The 15,907-nt window shown below is 41.1% G+C and carries 18 protein-coding genes and 1 riboswitch; of the genes, 10 read left to right on the top strand and 8 right to left on the bottom strand.

The features are described from left to right. Positions 1 to 42 precede the first annotated feature (42 nt). The 6 genes from AC2TFD_RS26025 to AC2TFD_RS26000 form a co-directional block, all read right to left on the bottom strand. Positions 43 to 837: an SPOR domain-containing protein gene (locus tag AC2TFD_RS26025; protein ID WP_484674208.1), complete on the bottom strand. Its 795-nt coding sequence runs from the start codon at positions 835 to 837 to the stop codon at positions 43 to 45. A 121-nt stretch (positions 838 to 958) separates the two neighbouring features. After that, entirely contained in the window at positions 959 to 1,867 is a 909-nt protein-coding gene (locus AC2TFD_RS26020; RefSeq protein ID WP_484674207.1) for a DMT family transporter, read from the bottom strand. Positions 1,868 to 1,987: 120 nt separating this feature from the next. Beyond that, complete coding sequence (locus tag AC2TFD_RS26015; RefSeq protein ID WP_484674206.1) at positions 1,988 to 3,199, bottom strand: aminotransferase; 1,212 nt, start codon at positions 3,197 to 3,199, stop codon at positions 1,988 to 1,990. Beyond that, a complete protein-coding gene (locus tag AC2TFD_RS26010; RefSeq protein ID WP_335516535.1) occupies positions 3,196 to 3,699 on the bottom strand; it encodes an Lrp/AsnC family transcriptional regulator in 504 nt (167 codons plus the stop codon). The genes AC2TFD_RS26015 and AC2TFD_RS26010 overlap by 4 nt, the downstream gene beginning before the upstream one ends. A gap of 161 nt (positions 3,700 to 3,860) precedes the next feature. Then, the gene (locus AC2TFD_RS26005; RefSeq protein ID WP_484674205.1) at positions 3,861 to 4,427 is read right to left on the bottom strand and encodes an NUDIX hydrolase; all 567 of its coding nucleotides are present in this window, start codon (positions 4,425 to 4,427) and stop codon (positions 3,861 to 3,863) included. A gap of 65 nt (positions 4,428 to 4,492) precedes the next feature. Beyond that, positions 4,493 to 4,921 carry a VanZ family protein gene (locus AC2TFD_RS26000; RefSeq protein ID WP_484674204.1) on the bottom strand — a complete coding sequence of 143 codons (429 nt, stop codon included), beginning with the start codon at positions 4,919 to 4,921 and terminating at the stop codon, positions 4,493 to 4,495. A 160-nt stretch (positions 4,922 to 5,081) separates the two neighbouring features. Between AC2TFD_RS26000 and AC2TFD_RS25995 the strand changes: the two genes are divergently transcribed. The 3 genes from AC2TFD_RS25995 (at position 5,082) to AC2TFD_RS25985 (ending at position 6,890) form a co-directional block, all read left to right on the top strand. Continuing rightward, positions 5,082 to 5,471, top strand: coding sequence for a VOC family protein (locus AC2TFD_RS25995; RefSeq protein WP_484674203.1), 390 nt, complete (start codon positions 5,082 to 5,084; stop codon positions 5,469 to 5,471). Between the two features lie 50 nt (positions 5,472 to 5,521). Beyond that, complete coding sequence (locus tag AC2TFD_RS25990) at positions 5,522 to 6,415, top strand: GNAT family N-acetyltransferase (RefSeq protein ID WP_484674202.1); 894 nt, start codon at positions 5,522 to 5,524, stop codon at positions 6,413 to 6,415. A 181-nt stretch (positions 6,416 to 6,596) separates the two neighbouring features. Then, on the top strand, positions 6,597 to 6,890 hold the full coding sequence (locus AC2TFD_RS25985; protein WP_335568824.1) for a hypothetical protein: 294 nt from the start codon (positions 6,597 to 6,599) through the stop codon (positions 6,888 to 6,890). 159 nt (positions 6,891 to 7,049) lie between these two features. Here AC2TFD_RS25985 and AC2TFD_RS25980 read toward each other — a convergent pair whose 3' ends face one another. Then, a complete protein-coding gene (locus AC2TFD_RS25980) occupies positions 7,050 to 7,379 on the bottom strand; it encodes an ester cyclase (RefSeq protein WP_484674201.1) in 330 nt (109 codons plus the stop codon). Between the two features lie 324 nt (positions 7,380 to 7,703). Between AC2TFD_RS25980 and AC2TFD_RS25975 the strand changes: the two genes are divergently transcribed. From AC2TFD_RS25975 to AC2TFD_RS25965, 3 genes are all read left to right on the top strand, one after another. Further along, on the top strand, positions 7,704 to 8,000 hold the full coding sequence (locus AC2TFD_RS25975; RefSeq protein WP_484674200.1) for a DUF5658 family protein: 297 nt from the start codon (positions 7,704 to 7,706) through the stop codon (positions 7,998 to 8,000). A 193-nt stretch (positions 8,001 to 8,193) separates the two neighbouring features. Then, positions 8,194 to 8,715 (top strand): DUF6241 domain-containing protein, encoded by a 522-nt coding sequence (locus tag AC2TFD_RS25970; RefSeq protein WP_484674199.1) that lies wholly within the window; start codon positions 8,194 to 8,196, stop codon positions 8,713 to 8,715. A gap of 183 nt (positions 8,716 to 8,898) precedes the next feature. Next, positions 8,899 to 9,369: a hypothetical protein gene (locus AC2TFD_RS25965; RefSeq protein WP_335516510.1), complete on the top strand. Its 471-nt coding sequence runs from the start codon at positions 8,899 to 8,901 to the stop codon at positions 9,367 to 9,369. 119 nt (positions 9,370 to 9,488) lie between these two features. Here the strand turns inward: AC2TFD_RS25965 and AC2TFD_RS25960 are convergent, their stop codons facing one another. Continuing rightward, positions 9,489 to 11,531 carry a molybdopterin-containing oxidoreductase family protein gene (locus tag AC2TFD_RS25960; protein ID WP_484674198.1) on the bottom strand — a complete coding sequence of 681 codons (2,043 nt, stop codon included), beginning with the start codon at positions 11,529 to 11,531 and terminating at the stop codon, positions 9,489 to 9,491. A 618-nt stretch (positions 11,532 to 12,149) separates the two neighbouring features. Beyond that, positions 12,150 to 12,247, top strand: a riboswitch (TPP riboswitch). Positions 12,248 to 12,334: 87 nt separating this feature from the next. Between AC2TFD_RS25960 and AC2TFD_RS25955 the strand changes: the two genes are divergently transcribed. The 4 genes from AC2TFD_RS25955 to AC2TFD_RS25940 are packed head-to-tail and all read left to right on the top strand — an operon-like array spanning position 12,335 to position 15,888. Beyond that, positions 12,335 to 12,934 (top strand): YkoF family thiamine/hydroxymethylpyrimidine-binding protein, encoded by a 600-nt coding sequence (locus AC2TFD_RS25955; RefSeq protein ID WP_335568830.1) that lies wholly within the window; start codon positions 12,335 to 12,337, stop codon positions 12,932 to 12,934. Beyond that, positions 12,935 to 13,516 carry an ECF transporter S component gene (locus tag AC2TFD_RS25950; protein WP_335509330.1) on the top strand — a complete coding sequence of 194 codons (582 nt, stop codon included), beginning with the start codon at positions 12,935 to 12,937 and terminating at the stop codon, positions 13,514 to 13,516. It begins immediately after the preceding gene. After that, a complete protein-coding gene (locus tag AC2TFD_RS25945; RefSeq protein WP_335568831.1) occupies positions 13,503 to 15,122 on the top strand; it encodes an ABC transporter ATP-binding protein in 1,620 nt (539 codons plus the stop codon). Before AC2TFD_RS25950 ends, AC2TFD_RS25945 begins: the two co-directional genes overlap by 14 nt. Then, entirely contained in the window at positions 15,109 to 15,888 is a 780-nt protein-coding gene (locus AC2TFD_RS25940; RefSeq protein ID WP_335568832.1) for an energy-coupling factor transporter transmembrane component T family protein, read from the top strand. The genes AC2TFD_RS25945 and AC2TFD_RS25940 overlap by 14 nt, the downstream gene beginning before the upstream one ends. Positions 15,889 to 15,907 lie beyond the last annotated feature (19 nt).

The raw sequence follows: 15,907 nt of genomic DNA, 5'->3' as shown, positions 1-15,907 counted from the left end.
AAACAAAGGACAAATGTCCTTTGCTTATTAATCATCTCGGTATTAGGATTCAGCCATTCTTTTATATATGCGTAAGATTGATTGACCATAGGTGGTGCCGGGTACAGCCCATTTTCCGTTTAAAGATGTCCATGTTGGTGCAGATCCTCTATTAACTAAATGAAAGCGTGGATCTGCCAATGGGTATCGGTTTGGCAAGGCTGCTGTTGTTGCGTAAGCATATAAATGCTGAAGATGTGCTCGAACACCTTCCTCTGGCGTAGAGAAGCTTGCACCACGTGCTCCTCTGCCGGTTGCGCCGATTCCAGCAAAATTGTTTTGCCCATTTCTTACGTCACCTGTAAACCGAAAATAGTCTGTTTCAAGCATAGCTTGTGCAAAGGCAACATCACCTCTAATACCGTAATACTCTCCGAAACTTTTATAATACTCTCCTAGCAAGGGGGCATTGGGATTAATCGTTCTGATAAAAGCGTTCATTTTTTCAGCAGAGAGTTGGACAGGACCTACTATTGAGGATGGATTTAGGTCAATGGATTGTGGGGCTGTGCTTGGATTTAAGATTGTGGTGCTATTGCTTATGCTAGTACTCGGGCTTGTGCTGCTTACAGTATCACTTGTAATAAACGCATTTATTCCTGTTTTAGCCTTAATTTCTGCTACTCTTGCTTCTGCATTTTCCCTTGTGGAAAAAGCGCCTGCCTGTACTCGAAACCAGGTCTCATCTTGGATATTTGTTGCAGCGATAAAGGATTGGATTTCCTTTACGCGAAGGAAGGCTACTCGTTCCTGGGCATTGTCCCTGGTTTTGAAAGATCCAGCAAATACTTTGTACATCTTCATCTCCTCCATTAATAAGATTTTTCTTTTTATCGTATGAAAAGAAGCGGGAGTGTGTTCGGGAGGATGGTTTAATGCCTGTATAAGGAAAGAAAACCCCCAGTGATGGAGGTTTTCATTATGTCCCACTTTTAACAGTACTCCTAATATGAATTCTTCTTTGCTGCTGCATTAAAAAGAAGAAGACGCCTAGGAGAACGATCATACCGCCTGCGATTTGCCAGCTGACAAGGTGCTCATCCAGCAAGATAACCGCCAAAATGGTTGCACCAACAGGTTCCCCTAATATACTCATCGAAATCGTAGTAGCATTCACATAGTTTAACAGCCAGTTATTGATGACATGACTAATAGTCGGAACGGTTGCAAGCAGAAGGAAGATGCCCCACTCCTTGGCCGGGTAGCCGGTGAAAGCAACCGAGGTACTAAGATTATAAATTGATAGAACAATAGCCGCTATGAAAAACACGCAAAAACTATAAATCCAGTGGGATACTTTTTTCACAATACTTTGGCCGATAAGCAAGTAGCCAACGACGGCAATTACACTTAAAAAGGAGAGAATATCCCCAAGGATGGCGTCCGGGCTTAACGCTAAGTCACCCCAGCCAATCATCATTGCGCCAATAATGGCGATCCCCATTGTCATCAAAGCGGCAGCTGTTGTTCGTTCCTTAAATAAGAAGTAACCGCCTAGTAATGAGACAATCGGCTGCAGTGCAAGAATGATTGTCGAACTGGCAACGGTCGTTAATTTTAACGATCCGAACCAAAGGACAAAATGTAAGGCTAAGAAGAGACCAGAAAAAAATAAATACAACCAATCTGTGCTTGTAATTTTTTTAAACTCATCACGGTATTTCCAGACGATGGGCAGCATTAAAAGGCTGGCAAATATCATCCGGTACATGCTTAAAATCGAAGCAGGTGCATCGGACCATTTTACAAAAATGGCTGAAAAGGATATGGCAATAATTGAAATAATAAGTGGCAGGACAATCGATTTGGAATGATCTTGTTGTAACATCTTTCTTTATCCTCTTTTCTCGGTGAAGTTTCCATGAATGATTTTACCACAATTATTGGTTTGTGGTTAGCCATGAAAAAAACGCCAACCCATGTATGTGAGGGGGTTGACGTTTTTTTGTTACTTTTTTGTATAAAGTTCTTCATTAGGAATTCCACTTTTTTCTAATGATTCTAGGAACTGTTGAATTCGTTTCACTGCTTCTTGGAGTTGTTCTAGAGAAGTGGCGTAGGAGCATCTTATATATCCCTCGCCGCTCTCGCCAAATGCACTTCCTGGTACGACTGCCACTTTTTCAGCAAGCAGCAGCTGTTCTGCAAATTGTTCTGATGTCAGGCCTGTTTTTTTTATAGAAGGAAAGACATAGAAGGCACCGCCTGGAGTGTGACAGTCCAAACCAATATTGTTCAACGACTGTACAATGTAATTTCGTCTTCTGCGGTAACTTCTTCGCATGCTCTCAACTTCATGATAGGTATTTCGTAAAGCCTCGATGGCACCATGCTGCAGCATATGCGGTGCACACATGGTCGTATATTGTAAAATTTTCACCATTTGTTCTGTGAATGGCTGCGGGGCGGCTAAGAAACCCAATCGCCAGCCAGTCATGGCAAAACCTTTGGAAAAACCGTTGATTAAGATCGTTCGTTCGTACATGCCTTCGATTGAGGCAAAGCTAGTATATTCGTCATCATAGGTCAATTCTGCATAGATTTCATCGGACACGACAAGCAGGTCGTGTTTTTCAACCACAGCTGCAATGTTTGTAAGTTCTTCCTTGTTTAAATAAGTTCCCGTTGGGTTATTCGGTGAACATAACAATATTGCCTTTGTACGGCTAGTAATCGCATTTTCAATTTGTTCTGCTGTCAGTTTAAAGCCATTGCTTGGGTGTGTGGAGACAGGTATTGGCTTACCGCCAGCTAACGTGACTAATGGTGCATAGGAAACGAAAGCTGGTTCAATAATTAATACTTCGTCACCCGGATTTAGAATCGCACGGAAAGTAAGGTCAATCGCCTGGCTGGCACCAGCTGTCACAATCACTTGGTCAACCGGATTATACTGGACGCCAAATCGTTTGTTTAAATAGGTTGAAATTTCCTGTCTTAGTTCAAGTAATCCTGGATTGGCCGTATAAGATGTAAAGCCCTCTTCTAAAGATAGAATGGCGGCTTCGCGTATGCTCCACGGGGTGATAAAGTCTGGCTCGCCGACACCAAGGGAAATGACTCCTTTCATGGAGGCTGCCAGGTCAAAAAACTTTCTGATTCCAGATGGTTTTAACTCTTTCACCATTTCAGACAAATAATGTTGATGTTCGTTTCTCATGGTGAAACCACCATTCGTCGATCACGATCATTGTTTTCGCCAAAAATAACGCCATCATGTTTATATTTTTTTAACATAAAGTGTGTGGTTGTAGAAATGACATTGTCGATAGTCGATAGCTTTTCAGATACAAAGCTGGCGATTTCACTCATGGTTTTGCCTTCAATGGTAATCGACAAGTCGTAGGCACCGGACATGAGATAAAGCGAAGTAACCTCAGGAAAACGATAAATTCTTTCCGCTACTTCATCAAAACCCACTCCGCGTTTCGGTGTCACCTTTACTTCAATCATCGCAACAATACTATCCTTGCCAGCCACCTTGCTCCAATCAATCAAAGCAGAATAACTCACAATCACCTTCTCATCCTCAAGCCTCTTAATAATTGCATTAACATCCTCAACACTCGAATTCACCATCAAAGCAATATCCTCAACAGGAATCTTATGATTCTCCTCCAAAATCGAAAGAATCTCCAGCTCCTCACCAGTTAACTTCATATAACATCCCTCACATTCCTAAACTAATAATACATATCATACATCTTTTTTTGAATAAATAAAATATGCTTCGGTGCAGCTGCGGTGTTGTGGTGCCATTGTGGTGCCTGTCACCGCTCGTGGACACTGTCCACCCCAGACGGACAGTAAAGATTAACTCTCTACTTTTTTGATTTGGTTTCATGTTCTTTTTTGATCATATACCGTAAGACGGCGGCTAGTCCGGCTCCGTGTTTGAATTGCCCGCTATTTATTAACTGGTTTAGCTCAGTCATTTCAATTGCATGCAGGTCAATTTGTTCTGTGGCTTCTAGCTTTTGCTCTTTTTGAATTAGGTTGGTTGCAGCAAAAAGAAATATTTGTTCACTTGTTGACCCGGGTGAGGGGAATACACTACCTAGGTCTATCCAGTTAGCTGCCAGGAAGCCTGTTTCTTCCTCTAGCTCTCTTTTGGCTGCAGAGAGTGGATCTTTGTCGTCAGGGTCAATGGCTCCTGCAGGTAATTCCCATTGCCATTCCTTCACAGCATGACGGTATTGTCGGATACAAATAACCCTTCCATCGTCCGTAATTGGTAATATACAAACACCATTTGAGAAATTCACATAAGAAAAGTGCATATCTGTACGATTAGGCAACGTTACATCTTCTTGTATGATTTCAAATCGATCAACTTGGACGTTCTGAACTTTGTTAATTTTCCACTCCACTACTAGCACCTCAGTCATTCTATTTTTCTCTATTTTTGCTTAAGTATGGGGGAAACTCAAGGGAAAAACGAGAGAAAATTGGATTAGTAAAATGGTTTTTTATTTACATTGAATGGTTTCGATGAATTATTCCAGAAAAGATTTGCCATCCCTATTGCAATAAAAACACCAATTAAATCAAAGCCGATATCAAAAATCCGGCCGCCTCGGGTGAAATATAGTTGAAGAAACTCGGTTAGAGCTGCAAAGGAGGCGGAAATAATCATAGCGGTTGATTTTGATTTGAACTTTATTAACAAAAGATGGGTAAGAATTTGAAAGACGACCGAATGACCCAACTTTTGTAACAGCAAACGTTCGCTAAGATGGTAAGGTACTAAAAACTCAAAAAAACGAGGATGACCATCCCATTGAAACCTCACCACACCAGAAGAAACCAACTCATGAAAACTCGCAGTACAAGTAAAAATAAAAATAGCCATCATCCATACGAAAATTACCATACTCCTCATCGTTCAACCCACTCCTTCTAAACCAAGTCTGAACGGGTAAAAGAGGTTTCATTCATAAATGGATGAATAAATGGATGAATAAACGGATGCATAAATGGTACAATTTGCATAAATGGTGACAGGCACCCAAAACGACTGCACCAATAGGGAGGTTTTTTTTATGGCGATTAGAAAGTTGGAGCATGTTGGTGTTATGGTGAGTGATTTGGAGATTTCTATTGATTTTTATCAAAATGTTTTAGGTTTGGATTTACTGGATAAGTTTGCAGCAAGTCCTGCTGTGAATTTGGCGTTTTTAGGTGACCGTGAAAGCGGTCAGGTTATTGTGGAACTTATTGCGGAAGAAAACAATTCCTTCCCTGACGAAGGGAAGGTTCATCATATAGCCTTTACGGTTGACTCTATTGATGAAGAGATCGAACGTCTTAAAGGGTTAAAGGTCCCGTTTAGTAACAATGAAATTTCTACTTTAGCAAATGGTAGCAAGTATATATTCTTTAAAGGCCCTGATGGTGAAACTCTCGAGCTTTTTCAGCCGACAGCACAGTAATCTTACTGAATTGATAGGGACGATCTGCTAAATATGGGAGTGTGCAATATATGAAAGTAATGGGGTTAGAAAAAGAGAGGGTTCGTGACTTTGTTGCCTATTGCAAGAAGCACCGGAAGGAATTGGATGATTCCTATTTATATGATATTGATTTAGAGAAGTTTGAGGTGACGGTTGAAAATCCTACATATGTTCTTATAAATGAGCAGGAGGAAATTATTGGAGCTGCCTCGTTCGTGTTAGATGATTATCATAAACGGGGAAAAAGGGCGCGTTTTCGAATTTTCCATTCGGAAATGGAGAATATTCAATTTTATCAAGAAATGCTGCAGGCCCTTTTAACACATACAACAGACTTGGAAAAGATATTTATCTTTATACCAGTTACAAATAAAAAATTGATAGAGATGATCGAAGGATTGAAGTTTTCTGTTGAAAGATTTTCTTTCCTCCTTGTAAGAGAAGATTTAGAAGTACCTCATGTTCATTTGCCTGATGGATATGAGCTTCGAGCTTTTCGCCCGGGAGAGGATGAAGAAAATTGGCGCCAAGTTCGGAATGCAGCTTTTGCAACCCTTAAAGGCAGTGAAACACCGATTACCATCGAAGGTGTTGCAGAATTGCTAACCCATCAAGACTACCTTGAAGGCGGCATGATGCTCCTTTTCCATCAGGGAAATCCTGTAGGGGTTATTAGAGGTGCCGATGATGAATATGAGGATGCTCCTATTATGAACATTGGGCCAGTCGCAATCCTACCTGCGTATCAAGGCAGCGGTTTAGGTCGAATATTGCTAAGGGCGGCTTTGGAATTTGCCAAGGAAAGTGGCTATAAACGTACCATTCTTAGTGTAAATGGAGAGAATGAACGGGCAAAAGCACTCTATATTCAGGAAGGTTTTAAACAGGTAGAGGCTGTTGCCTGTTATCATTATTTTGTTTAAAGGCCGCCGTGTTTTAAATCAGCGTTTTTCTATTTTTTTAGAGAAAGGCGCTTATTCGTTTTTCCAACCCTGTTTTGAGTTTACTATGATCGTCAGTTTATTCCTCATAATTTTTATTTATTTTTTTACGTTCCATTATCCCGTTAAGTTCCATATGCTTTATTAATAAGGGGTGAATGTAATGAAAAATGATCAATTTGACACAGAGACGTTAAAGCACATTCGGAGCCGGCTTGATACCATTTATTCGATAGCCAAGAAAAATTACAACGACAACCCTGAATTAATGGATACGATTGAAGGTTTAGCTCAAGTAGCTCTTATGTTTGCAAACATTAAACTACAGGAAGTAACCGATCTCGAAGAGACAAAAAGCCCTCAGGGATACATCCTGGCAAAGCTTTCTAACTCGTACTCTAGAATGACAGAGTATGAAAAACACAAGGTTAAAGACTTTCCAAAGTGGAAACTGTAATGAATCCAATACGTAGGGAAAAAAAACAGGAACTATCCTTTTATTCGGACAGTTCCTGTTTTTTTAACATTAGTAAACCGTATGAGTGTTTTTGCTTAGAGCCCCTAATTCACAAAGAATCGCGGCGTCACTATTTTCACACCAAGGCTCTTTCACTTTTCATTCTTCAAAAATAAAGATCATAATTCCCGTTTCTTTTACCCGCTGGTTCGCTGAAGGGATATTGAACCATCCACCTTTATACGTCATCCAGCCTGTATACCGAACCACTAATTTATTTCCCTGCTCAATCATATCATCGATTTCCCATTTATCCTCTTGAAAAACAGAACGATACGAACTCATGAAATCCTTCATTTTATCTCTTGAATTATCGCCATTTCTAGATTGATACACAAAGTCAGGTGTGGTTAGTTCATCTATCACACGTAGATTACCCTCAGTAAAGTATTCATGAAACCATCTTTTCCACGGTTGTCTTTTTTTCAATACTGACCATAATTTCTCCTCCGGACTTAACCATTTTTTTAAAATTTTAGCAAAAATACTATGAATAGGGATTATGGGCGATCATTTTCAGATTGCTTTTCGAGGTAAGAAAAATCGAGTTTTCTTTTTTTACCCGATGTAGTCAACACCATTTCAAGGCTTTACACATTCTTAATAGAGTATATGTATTGGGTAAGTTGTGAATAAGGAAATTAATGGGGAAAATTGTCTAACGATTATCACCATTGGCAGGCAGGAAATAACACCACCAAAAAGGAAATCATAACTTGTTCGTAATTAGGAACGATTTGAGGTGATAGTATATTGGTTTTGCTCTTTCATTATTTATCTATCTTAAATATTTTTGACGCCTTCATCACTTACTTTGGCTTAGAGAACTCTTACATACAAGAAATGAACCCATTGATGAGTAGAATCTATGAAGCAGACCCGGCACTGTTTATCATTTTAAAGCTGGCCTTTTCGCTGTGTCTTTACTTGTTTATTTTTTTAAAAAAGGTACCATCATCATCGCTTATTAAGGGACTAACAGTATTTGCTACAAGTTTCTATACATTGATTTTTTTCCTGCATTGCTACTGGCTCATTGTCCTAATTTAGGTGCCTCGCTTTTATAAGAAGGCACTTTTTCTATTGGGGGTCGCTGATTAATCATTTTCCATGTTTCTTATGTACCTTAATCCATTTCCAAATGAACGATATAGTATGTTAACCTAGCATAATTATGTATAATAAAAAGAAATTGGGGTTTGCATAATACGAGATACATAGAAAATATTAAGAGGAGAGAGCCATGAAGAAGTTTAGAGTGGCGGGTTCTATCATTGGAATTCTAGCATGTATAATAGGAGTTTATTTTTATTTAAATGATGATGGCGGGCTAAAATTGAATGTAAAGAAAAATGACCCCGTTACGACGAAAGAGGCCCAAACTAAAATTGAAAAGGGTTTTGAAGCACCTCTGTCTAGTAAAGTAGTGGAGGAATATGAATCGATGAGTGAAGGGAAATTAATCCAAGAGGTCCACAATATGACCCACCAAAAGGTGAAGGCCGACAAAAAATGGGGAGCATCTGAAATAACCGCTGAAAAAGTCGAGAAACTCTATGAAGTCATTAAAAACAAAGACTTTAAAAAAAGCAGTAACAAACAAATGCTGCTGGACATCTTGGAACCTTGGAGAATAAAAGACTTCACCAACGCCGTAAACGCTCACAACCGCATATGGAACTATCAAAACGGAAACATCGGAAAAGCCACCCGGCTCCTCACCCCGAAAGAAGAACTAAAATATATAGAAGATGAATTTAGATAAAAGTGATATTGACGATGACAGTGGGTGGTGGCAGTTAATGGTGACAGTTAATGGTGACAGGCACCGCTCGTGGACACTGTCCGTCTGAGGTGGACAGTGCGAATTACAAGGAACTTCGTTAATATTAGGTAGAAGCTGGACATAACCTTTAGTAATGGGAGTCTTTATTTAAAGGAGAAACAGATGTCTAGAAAATCGCCGAAGTTAAAAGGGTTTGTAATGGGAGTGGCACTGCTCGTATGTATGGTTATAATTTATATGCTAATCAAGGGAGCTGTGATGACGCCGGATAAACAGGCGGCAGCTGTTATTGAGGAGTTTTACATGTATGAACAAGAAGGGGAATTTTCCTCGTCCTGGAACCTTTTTCATTCAACGATGAAGGAAAGGTTCGGCAAAGGAGCTTACATTCAAGACCGAGCGCATGTTTTCATGAATCATTTTGGTGTGGAGACCTTCGCCTTTTCTAGGGGTGAACCTGAACATATCAAAGAATGGAAAATGTCCAAAACAGGACCTGCCATGAAAAATGTCTACAAAATTATCGTCACCCAAACTTATAAAGGAAAATACGGAAACTTCAATCTGGAGCAGGAAGTCTTTGCAGTTATGGAAAAAGAGGAATGGAAGATTGCTTGGGATTATAATCAGTAAATTGCTGTGACAAATTGCAGTGACAATTACGTTGTCAAATAAGGTGACAGGCACCGCCGTTGGCGGTGCCTGTCACCTTTTATGCACTTTTCTAGCTTTATGCATATTTAAATGTATATTCACTTTTGCGTTGCTGTATATTTTTCCACGCTGACCCGGCCCGAGAAGAAGGTGGCTCCTGCGCCCATGTCGGCGATTCGGTCTGGTGTGAGGGTGTTTACCTGTTGTTTTGTGCCTTCTAAATCTGCCCAGAGTCCTTGGGTGACGACTACCCCTGGAAGGACATTTTCTCCTACACTCACCTTTAGCAGGCATTCACCGCGCTGGTTCCAAACACGGACCTGGTCCCCATCTACTATACCTGACGCCTCGGCATCTTTCCTATGCATATGCAATCGAGGTTCTTTTTCAAGGTCGATGTGCTTTTGAATATTTGAGAAAGTTGAGTTTAAGAAATTATGATTTGGAGCTGGAACAAAATGATAAGGATGATCTCCATCATGAACGATTGGGATATAGGTTGGCAGTGGAGGATATCCATTTGCCTTCATCCGCTTTGAATACAACTCTATTTTCCCGCTTGGTGTTCGCAGCTTGCCAGGAAACAAGGGTGTCACCTTTGCTTTTACAAACTGCTTTTCCAGTAAGGTTTCATAATCTACTTCACCCAAATATGGGCTAGGCGCTCGCTCGACGGCCTGCTTAATCATTTCGCCTTCAGTTTCCTCAAATGCTGCCTCTTCAAATCCCATTCCTTTTGCCAGCAGGCGGAAAACATCGACATTCGATTTTGACTCTCCATATTGTTCTATGACTGGCTGCTGAATTTGTATAAAATGATGCCAGTAGGACGTATAAATGTCCGTATTCTCAAAAGACGATGTTGCAGGTAATACAATATCAGCGTATTTTGCAGTTTCGGTTAAAAATAAATCATGAGCAACCACGAATAAATCCTCGCGTTCGAGACCTTTTCTCACTTTTTGGCCTTCTGGTGCAACCACTGCAGGGTTACTGCTGTAAACAAAAAGTGATTTTACTGGAGGATCTAATGTCAGCAGAGCCTCCCCGAGCTGATTCATGTTAATTGTCCGTGTCTGTTTATTTTTTAATAATCTTGGCAGCTGCAATTGTAACGAGTTAATAGTAAGATATCCTGAATTGCCTTTAATCGCACCGCCGCCTTTGATAAGCCATTGACCTGTTAATGCCGGAAGACAAGAAACCGTTCGGACAAACATGCCGCCATTGTCATGATGCTGCGGCCCGTTACCAATTCGAATAAATGAGGGGGAGGTTTGACCATACATTCTAGCAAGTTTATAAATATCCTCAACGGGAACCCCGGTTATCTCTGAAACTGTCATAGGATCGTACTGAATGACATGCTCGCGCAGTTCTTCATAACCGACAGTATATTGCTGGAGGAAGGAAACATCCACCATGTTTTCAGCAAATAAAATATGCATAATTCCAAGAGCTAGAGCACTATCGGTACCCGGTAAAATAGGAATAAACCAATCTGCCAATCTGCCAGTTTGATTTTTATGAACGTCAATCACGACAATTTTGGCGCCATTTTCCTTCCGTGCTTTTTGAGCTAATACCATTTGGTGCATATTGGTGCTTGCAGCATTAATCCCCCAAAACAGGATGAGCTTCGAATGAATCGTATCTTCTGGATCGGTTCCAAAACTGCCACCCATCGTATATTGATAGCCGACAGCGCCGGCAGATGAACAAATACTCCGGTCAAGCTGTGACGCACCCAAACGGTTGAAGAATCGACGGTCCATTCCTTCTGCATTCAGTCGGCCCATGTTTCCATAAAAGCTATAAGGAAGGATGCTTTCAGGTCCGTCCGTTTCGATTAGCTTTTTCCACTTGGAGGTTATCGTTTCAATCGCTTCCTCCCAGCTAATCCGTTCAAATCTACCTTCTCCCTTTGATCCTATTCGCTTCATCGGATATCTTAATCTGTTTTCATCATAAATCCGTTCCGTCATATTACGAACCTTATTACAGATATTCCCCTTGGTCACAGGATGCTCCGGGTCGCCCTCCACCTTAACCACTTTTCCATCAACCTTTTGTAAGAGCAATCCACACTGATCCGGACAATCCAACGGGCAGACAGATTTGAAAATTCCATCCTGCTTCATCCTCACAAAACCCCTCTTTCACGGTGCCTGTCACCAAAGTTGAAACGCAGTTTCAACCATTTATACATCATTGTATATTTTTTTATCATATGACAGCTTATTAGGTTAGGCAAGTGAATATAATCTTGGATAGAATAAATAGATTTAGAGTGTTATTGGCAAATAATTATTTCCGAATAAATTCATAAGAAATGAATTGTTGTGCTTTTATAGAACAGTTAAAGGTAAAATACCAACCATTATTTTATGACTCTATATGCTCTCCGTTCAGCATATTCGGAACAAGGAATACAAACCTTAATAACCTTCCCGTTATCATCAATATAACTCCTTAAAGGTCTAACCTTCCGCTTACAGAACACACATCTATTGAAAAAAATATCCCAAAAAGCCATCGATCTTCCCCCATATAAAAAGTCCTGTTTTATATTATTCTAGTGGAGTCCTTGAAGTGTCCGCCTGGGGTGGACAATGTCCACGGGGGGTGCCTGTCACCATTTATACATCATTTATGCATCCATGCATAAACGGTGACAGGCACCAAATCACATCACCATATCTCTTTACAAGTTGAAAGATTTATCTTAAGATTATGGCAACAATGAAAATTGCATACGGTTTTTGCACTAGGGGAGCTTTTGGCTGAGAGGATGTTTGTCCGACCCTTATGACCCGATCTAGATAATACTAGCGTGGGGAAGTGCAGGAGAAGCTTATCATGAACTTTTAATGATGATATGATTCGACTGCATCCCCATGGGGTGCAGTTTTTTTGTTGCCAAAAAATGAATGGGGGAATAAGTATGTCTAATTTTTGCGGTACGAGTGAAATTACGGGAGCACGGTTTTCAATTTATCCAATGTCTGATAGGTTTGTAAATATTATTTTATTAGCACTTAAAGAAGTAGATACATCAAAGGTTTGGATGGAAACGGACGATGTAAGCACATGTGTGCGCGGAAGATCTGAGCACGTATTTGATGTGGTAAAAGCTATTTTCCTAGAATCATCAAAAAACGGCGATCATGTTGTTCTTCAAGCAACTTTTTCAAATGGCTGTCCAGGGGATTCAGCGGGTGATGTTTATCTTTCGGAAAGCCCTGAACGTTTAAACGAAGAAAAATCACTACATATCCAACAAGAAGTCGCGGTCCAATTTGCACTCTATCCAATGGGGATCCCTACCTACATGAATGTCATCATGGATGCAGTAAAACTTGGCCAAGAACAAGGTACTTTCACTAAAGGTGTTCACTACGCATCAAGACTTGATGGTAATGCAAACAAAGTATTTAAAACGCTGGAGGATGCTTTTCAAGTTGCACACGAAAGTGATTCAACCCATATTGTAATGACGGTTGCGATGTCGGCCAACAGTCCATCCAAAAAGGGGGATAAATAAATGCTCGCAAAATGGAAATTACGTGAAGTCATCGTTTTATCCGTACTTGCTGTTGTTTTTGCAGTCGTTTATCTTTTGTTCCTCCAGCTCGGAAATGTCCTATTCGGACTTTTCGGATTGATTGGCTATGACATGATTTTCGGAATTTGGTTCATCGTCTCGATTATTGCTGCCTATATTATCCGTAAGCCTGGAGCAGCGTTCCTCTCAGAAACCGTTGCGGCAACCGTTGAAGTCATGCTAGGAAATGCCGTAGGACCGCAGTTAATCGTTTCCGGCATGATCCAAGGTTTAGGTGCCGAAGCAGTCTTTGCAGCAACGAAATGGAAGAACTATTCCACTTGGGTTTTAATGGCAGCAGGAATGGGCTCGTCGGTGTTTAGCTTTGCTTGGGGCTTTTATGTATCAGGATTTGCGGCACTTTCGCCAGGTTATGTCACAGCCATGTTCTTTGTTCGCCTATTGAGTGGAGCATTACTGGCAGGGTTACTTGGCAAGTATCTAAGTGAAGGGCTGGCAAAAACAGGTGCCTTAAACAGTTTTCCGTTAGGAAAGGAATACAAACGCAATGTCACCATTTAGGCATCAAATTGAAGCTGAGGGGTTGGGATTCAGCTATGAAGACCGTGAAATTTTCACAGATCTAACGTTTTCAGTCGAAAAAAATCAAGCTCTTTTACTCCTAGGTCCAAGCGGCTCTGGAAAAAGTACGCTTGCCTTCTGCCTCAATAAGTTGTACCCAGAAGCTGTTGATGGTGTATTGAAGGGGAGCCTAACGTTTGAAGGAAAAAAGCTGGATGAGTTTAAACCAGGTGAACTGAACCAAAAAATAGGAATTGTGTTTCAAGACCCGGAAAGCCAATTCTGTATGCTGACGGTGGAAGAGGAAGTGGCGTTTGGCTTGGAGAACTTCCATGTGCCGCGCCAAGAAATGGAAGCAAAGATTCACTATGCCCTGGCTCTGGTGGGGTTGCAGGATGAGAAAAAAACGGTTATCCATACACTTTCGGGAGGGCAAAAGCAGAAACTTGCACTTGCCTGCGTGTTGGCCCTCCAACCGGAGGTCATTATTCTTGATGAGCCGACGGCGAACCTAGATCCGCTGTCGAGCACGGAACTGGTTGAGACAATCACTATGTTAAGGAACGAGCATCCGTTTACACTGATTGTCATTGAACACAAATTGGATGATTGGGTAGAGATGATGGACCGCTGTCTCGTCATTGATTCAAGTGGAATGGTGCTTTTCGATGGAACGCCAGCAGAATGTTTTGGTGAATTCACACCATATTTACAAAAAGAAGGCATTTGGCTGCCAAAAGTAGTGGAAGCAGCGATGGCAGCTAAAAAGGCTGGTATTTTTAAAGGGGAAAGACTTCCGCTCCGAAAGCAAGAATTAATAGCGGGGCTTAAGAATTCGGCTGATTTTCTTAAAAAATCAAACCCTGCCACTGTTAAAGATGAACCACTCCTTGAAGTCAAGGGTCTCTTTGCCCGCGGGTACTTAAAAAATATTCATTTAAGTATACGTAAAGGAGAGCTGACTGCACTTGTTGGTGCGAATGGTTCTGGAAAGACGACGTTATCAAAATGTTTAGCAGGACTCATTCCGCTTACGCAAGGAGAAATCCACTTTTGCGACGTTCCACTCTCCAAATGGAGGGAGAAGGAATTATATAAAAAGCTGGGATATGTGTTTCAAAATCCGGAGCATCAGTTTATTACCGATAGTGTTTATGAGGAAATTGCCTTTGGCTTGGAAGACCCCGCAGCCGTGAAATCCATTCTTGAAAAAATGGGGCTGCTTAAACACGCAGGCGCCCATCCTTTTACCCTTAGTCAAGGCCAGAAGCGGCGGTTAAGCGTCGCAACCATGCTCATTCATGAACAGGAACTGCTTATCCTTGATGAACCAACATTTGGGCAGGATGCTAACACCGCTCATGAAATCATGGAAATCCTTGAAGAAAAAGTTGGCGCAGTGTTCATGATTACCCATGATATGGAGTTGGTTGACCAGTATGCTGACACCGTCCATGTGTTAGATGGGGGAGAGATAATTTTCTCCGGTACACCTGAATCGTTGTGGGAAAATCATGAAGTCGTAGACCGGGCTAGGTTAAAGCTTCCGTTTCGGAAACAACTGGAAAATGAACTGGTAAGGAGCGAGATGCATGTTACTACATGAGATGAATCCAAGTATAAAGGCATTTGCTGTCGTCATTTCCATCCTGATTCTATCAGTGTTTTTTGATCCCATAACACCACTTATTATTATCCTTTTAACTGTGACGGCAACCTTTCTGTTAGCTACCGTTTCTTTTAAAAAATGGCTGCTGTTATTTGCTCCGTTTTTATTTATCGCATTCATTTATGTATGGTCAACCATGTTGTTCCCGCGGCTTCAGGAAGGGGATAACGTCATCTGGGAATGGGGATTTTTGACGATGACAGCAGAAGGCTTCCGAAGAGGAGTTTCCCTTGGACTTAGGGTGTTAAGCTTTGCTACGTTATCAATCATGTTTACGTTAACGACAAAGCCAACCGATTTTCTCCTAAGTTTAATGCAGCAATGCAAGCTTCCGCCTAAGCTTGCCTATGGAATCATGGCAGGATACCGATTTCTGCCGTTAATAAAGGAAGAATTCCAGACCCTGCAGAATGCTCACCGAGTCAGGGGAGTCGCCAAAGCACGTACCATTTCGGAAAAAGTAAAGCAGCTAAAAAGATATGTAATTCCGCTCCTTGCGGGAGCGATTCGAAAAGCAGAGCGTACGGCACTTGCGATGGAATCAAAAGGCTTTACTGGAGAAAAAAATCGGATATTCTACCGCGAGATTACAGTTACCAAAATCGACTGGCTCTTTTTCGTTCTCATGATTAGCGCCGTCCTTCTAAGTGCCTTTATTTCTTGGAAACTAGGATATTTACAATTTTATAATGGTGAACTATGAATACAAATAAGGAATACAT

It is taken from the genome of Neobacillus sp. plas4 (assembly GCF_057221695.1).
The sequence above is the reverse complement of the archived record's forward strand: the minus strand, read 5'-3'. Positions and strand labels throughout refer to the sequence as shown.

Coding starts and splice junctions, on each gene's coding strand:
- AC2TFD_RS26005 (WP_484674205.1), bottom strand. CDS start 4,427: ATGACTGAGGTGCTAGTAGTGGAGTGGAAAATTAACAAAGTTCAGAAC.
- AC2TFD_RS25965 (WP_335516510.1), top strand. CDS start 8,899: ATGTCTAGAAAATCGCCGAAGTTAAAAGGGTTTGTAATGGGAGTGGCA.
- AC2TFD_RS26010 (WP_335516535.1), bottom strand. CDS start 3,699: ATGAAGTTAACTGGTGAGGAGCTGGAGATTCTTTCGATTTTGGAGGAG.
- AC2TFD_RS25940 (WP_335568832.1), top strand. CDS start 15,109: ATGTTACTACATGAGATGAATCCAAGTATAAAGGCATTTGCTGTCGTC.
- AC2TFD_RS25970 (WP_484674199.1), top strand. CDS start 8,194: ATGAAGAAGTTTAGAGTGGCGGGTTCTATCATTGGAATTCTAGCATGT.
- AC2TFD_RS26000 (WP_484674204.1), bottom strand. CDS start 4,921: ATGAGGAGTATGGTAATTTTCGTATGGATGATGGCTATTTTTATTTTT.
- AC2TFD_RS26020 (WP_484674207.1), bottom strand. CDS start 1,867: ATGTTACAACAAGATCATTCCAAATCGATTGTCCTGCCACTTATTATT.
- AC2TFD_RS25945 (WP_335568831.1), top strand. CDS start 13,503: ATGTCACCATTTAGGCATCAAATTGAAGCTGAGGGGTTGGGATTCAGC.
- AC2TFD_RS25955 (WP_335568830.1), top strand. CDS start 12,335: ATGTCTAATTTTTGCGGTACGAGTGAAATTACGGGAGCACGGTTTTCA.
- AC2TFD_RS26025 (WP_484674208.1), bottom strand. CDS start 837: ATGTACAAAGTATTTGCTGGATCTTTCAAAACCAGGGACAATGCCCAG.
- AC2TFD_RS25950 (WP_335509330.1), top strand. CDS start 12,935: ATGCTCGCAAAATGGAAATTACGTGAAGTCATCGTTTTATCCGTACTT.
- AC2TFD_RS26015 (WP_484674206.1), bottom strand. CDS start 3,199: ATGAGAAACGAACATCAACATTATTTGTCTGAAATGGTGAAAGAGTTA.
- AC2TFD_RS25995 (WP_484674203.1), top strand. CDS start 5,082: ATGGCGATTAGAAAGTTGGAGCATGTTGGTGTTATGGTGAGTGATTTG.
- AC2TFD_RS25990 (WP_484674202.1), top strand. CDS start 5,522: ATGAAAGTAATGGGGTTAGAAAAAGAGAGGGTTCGTGACTTTGTTGCC.
- AC2TFD_RS25985 (WP_335568824.1), top strand. CDS start 6,597: ATGAAAAATGATCAATTTGACACAGAGACGTTAAAGCACATTCGGAGC.
- AC2TFD_RS25960 (WP_484674198.1), bottom strand. CDS start 11,531: ATGAAGCAGGATGGAATTTTCAAATCTGTCTGCCCGTTGGATTGTCCG.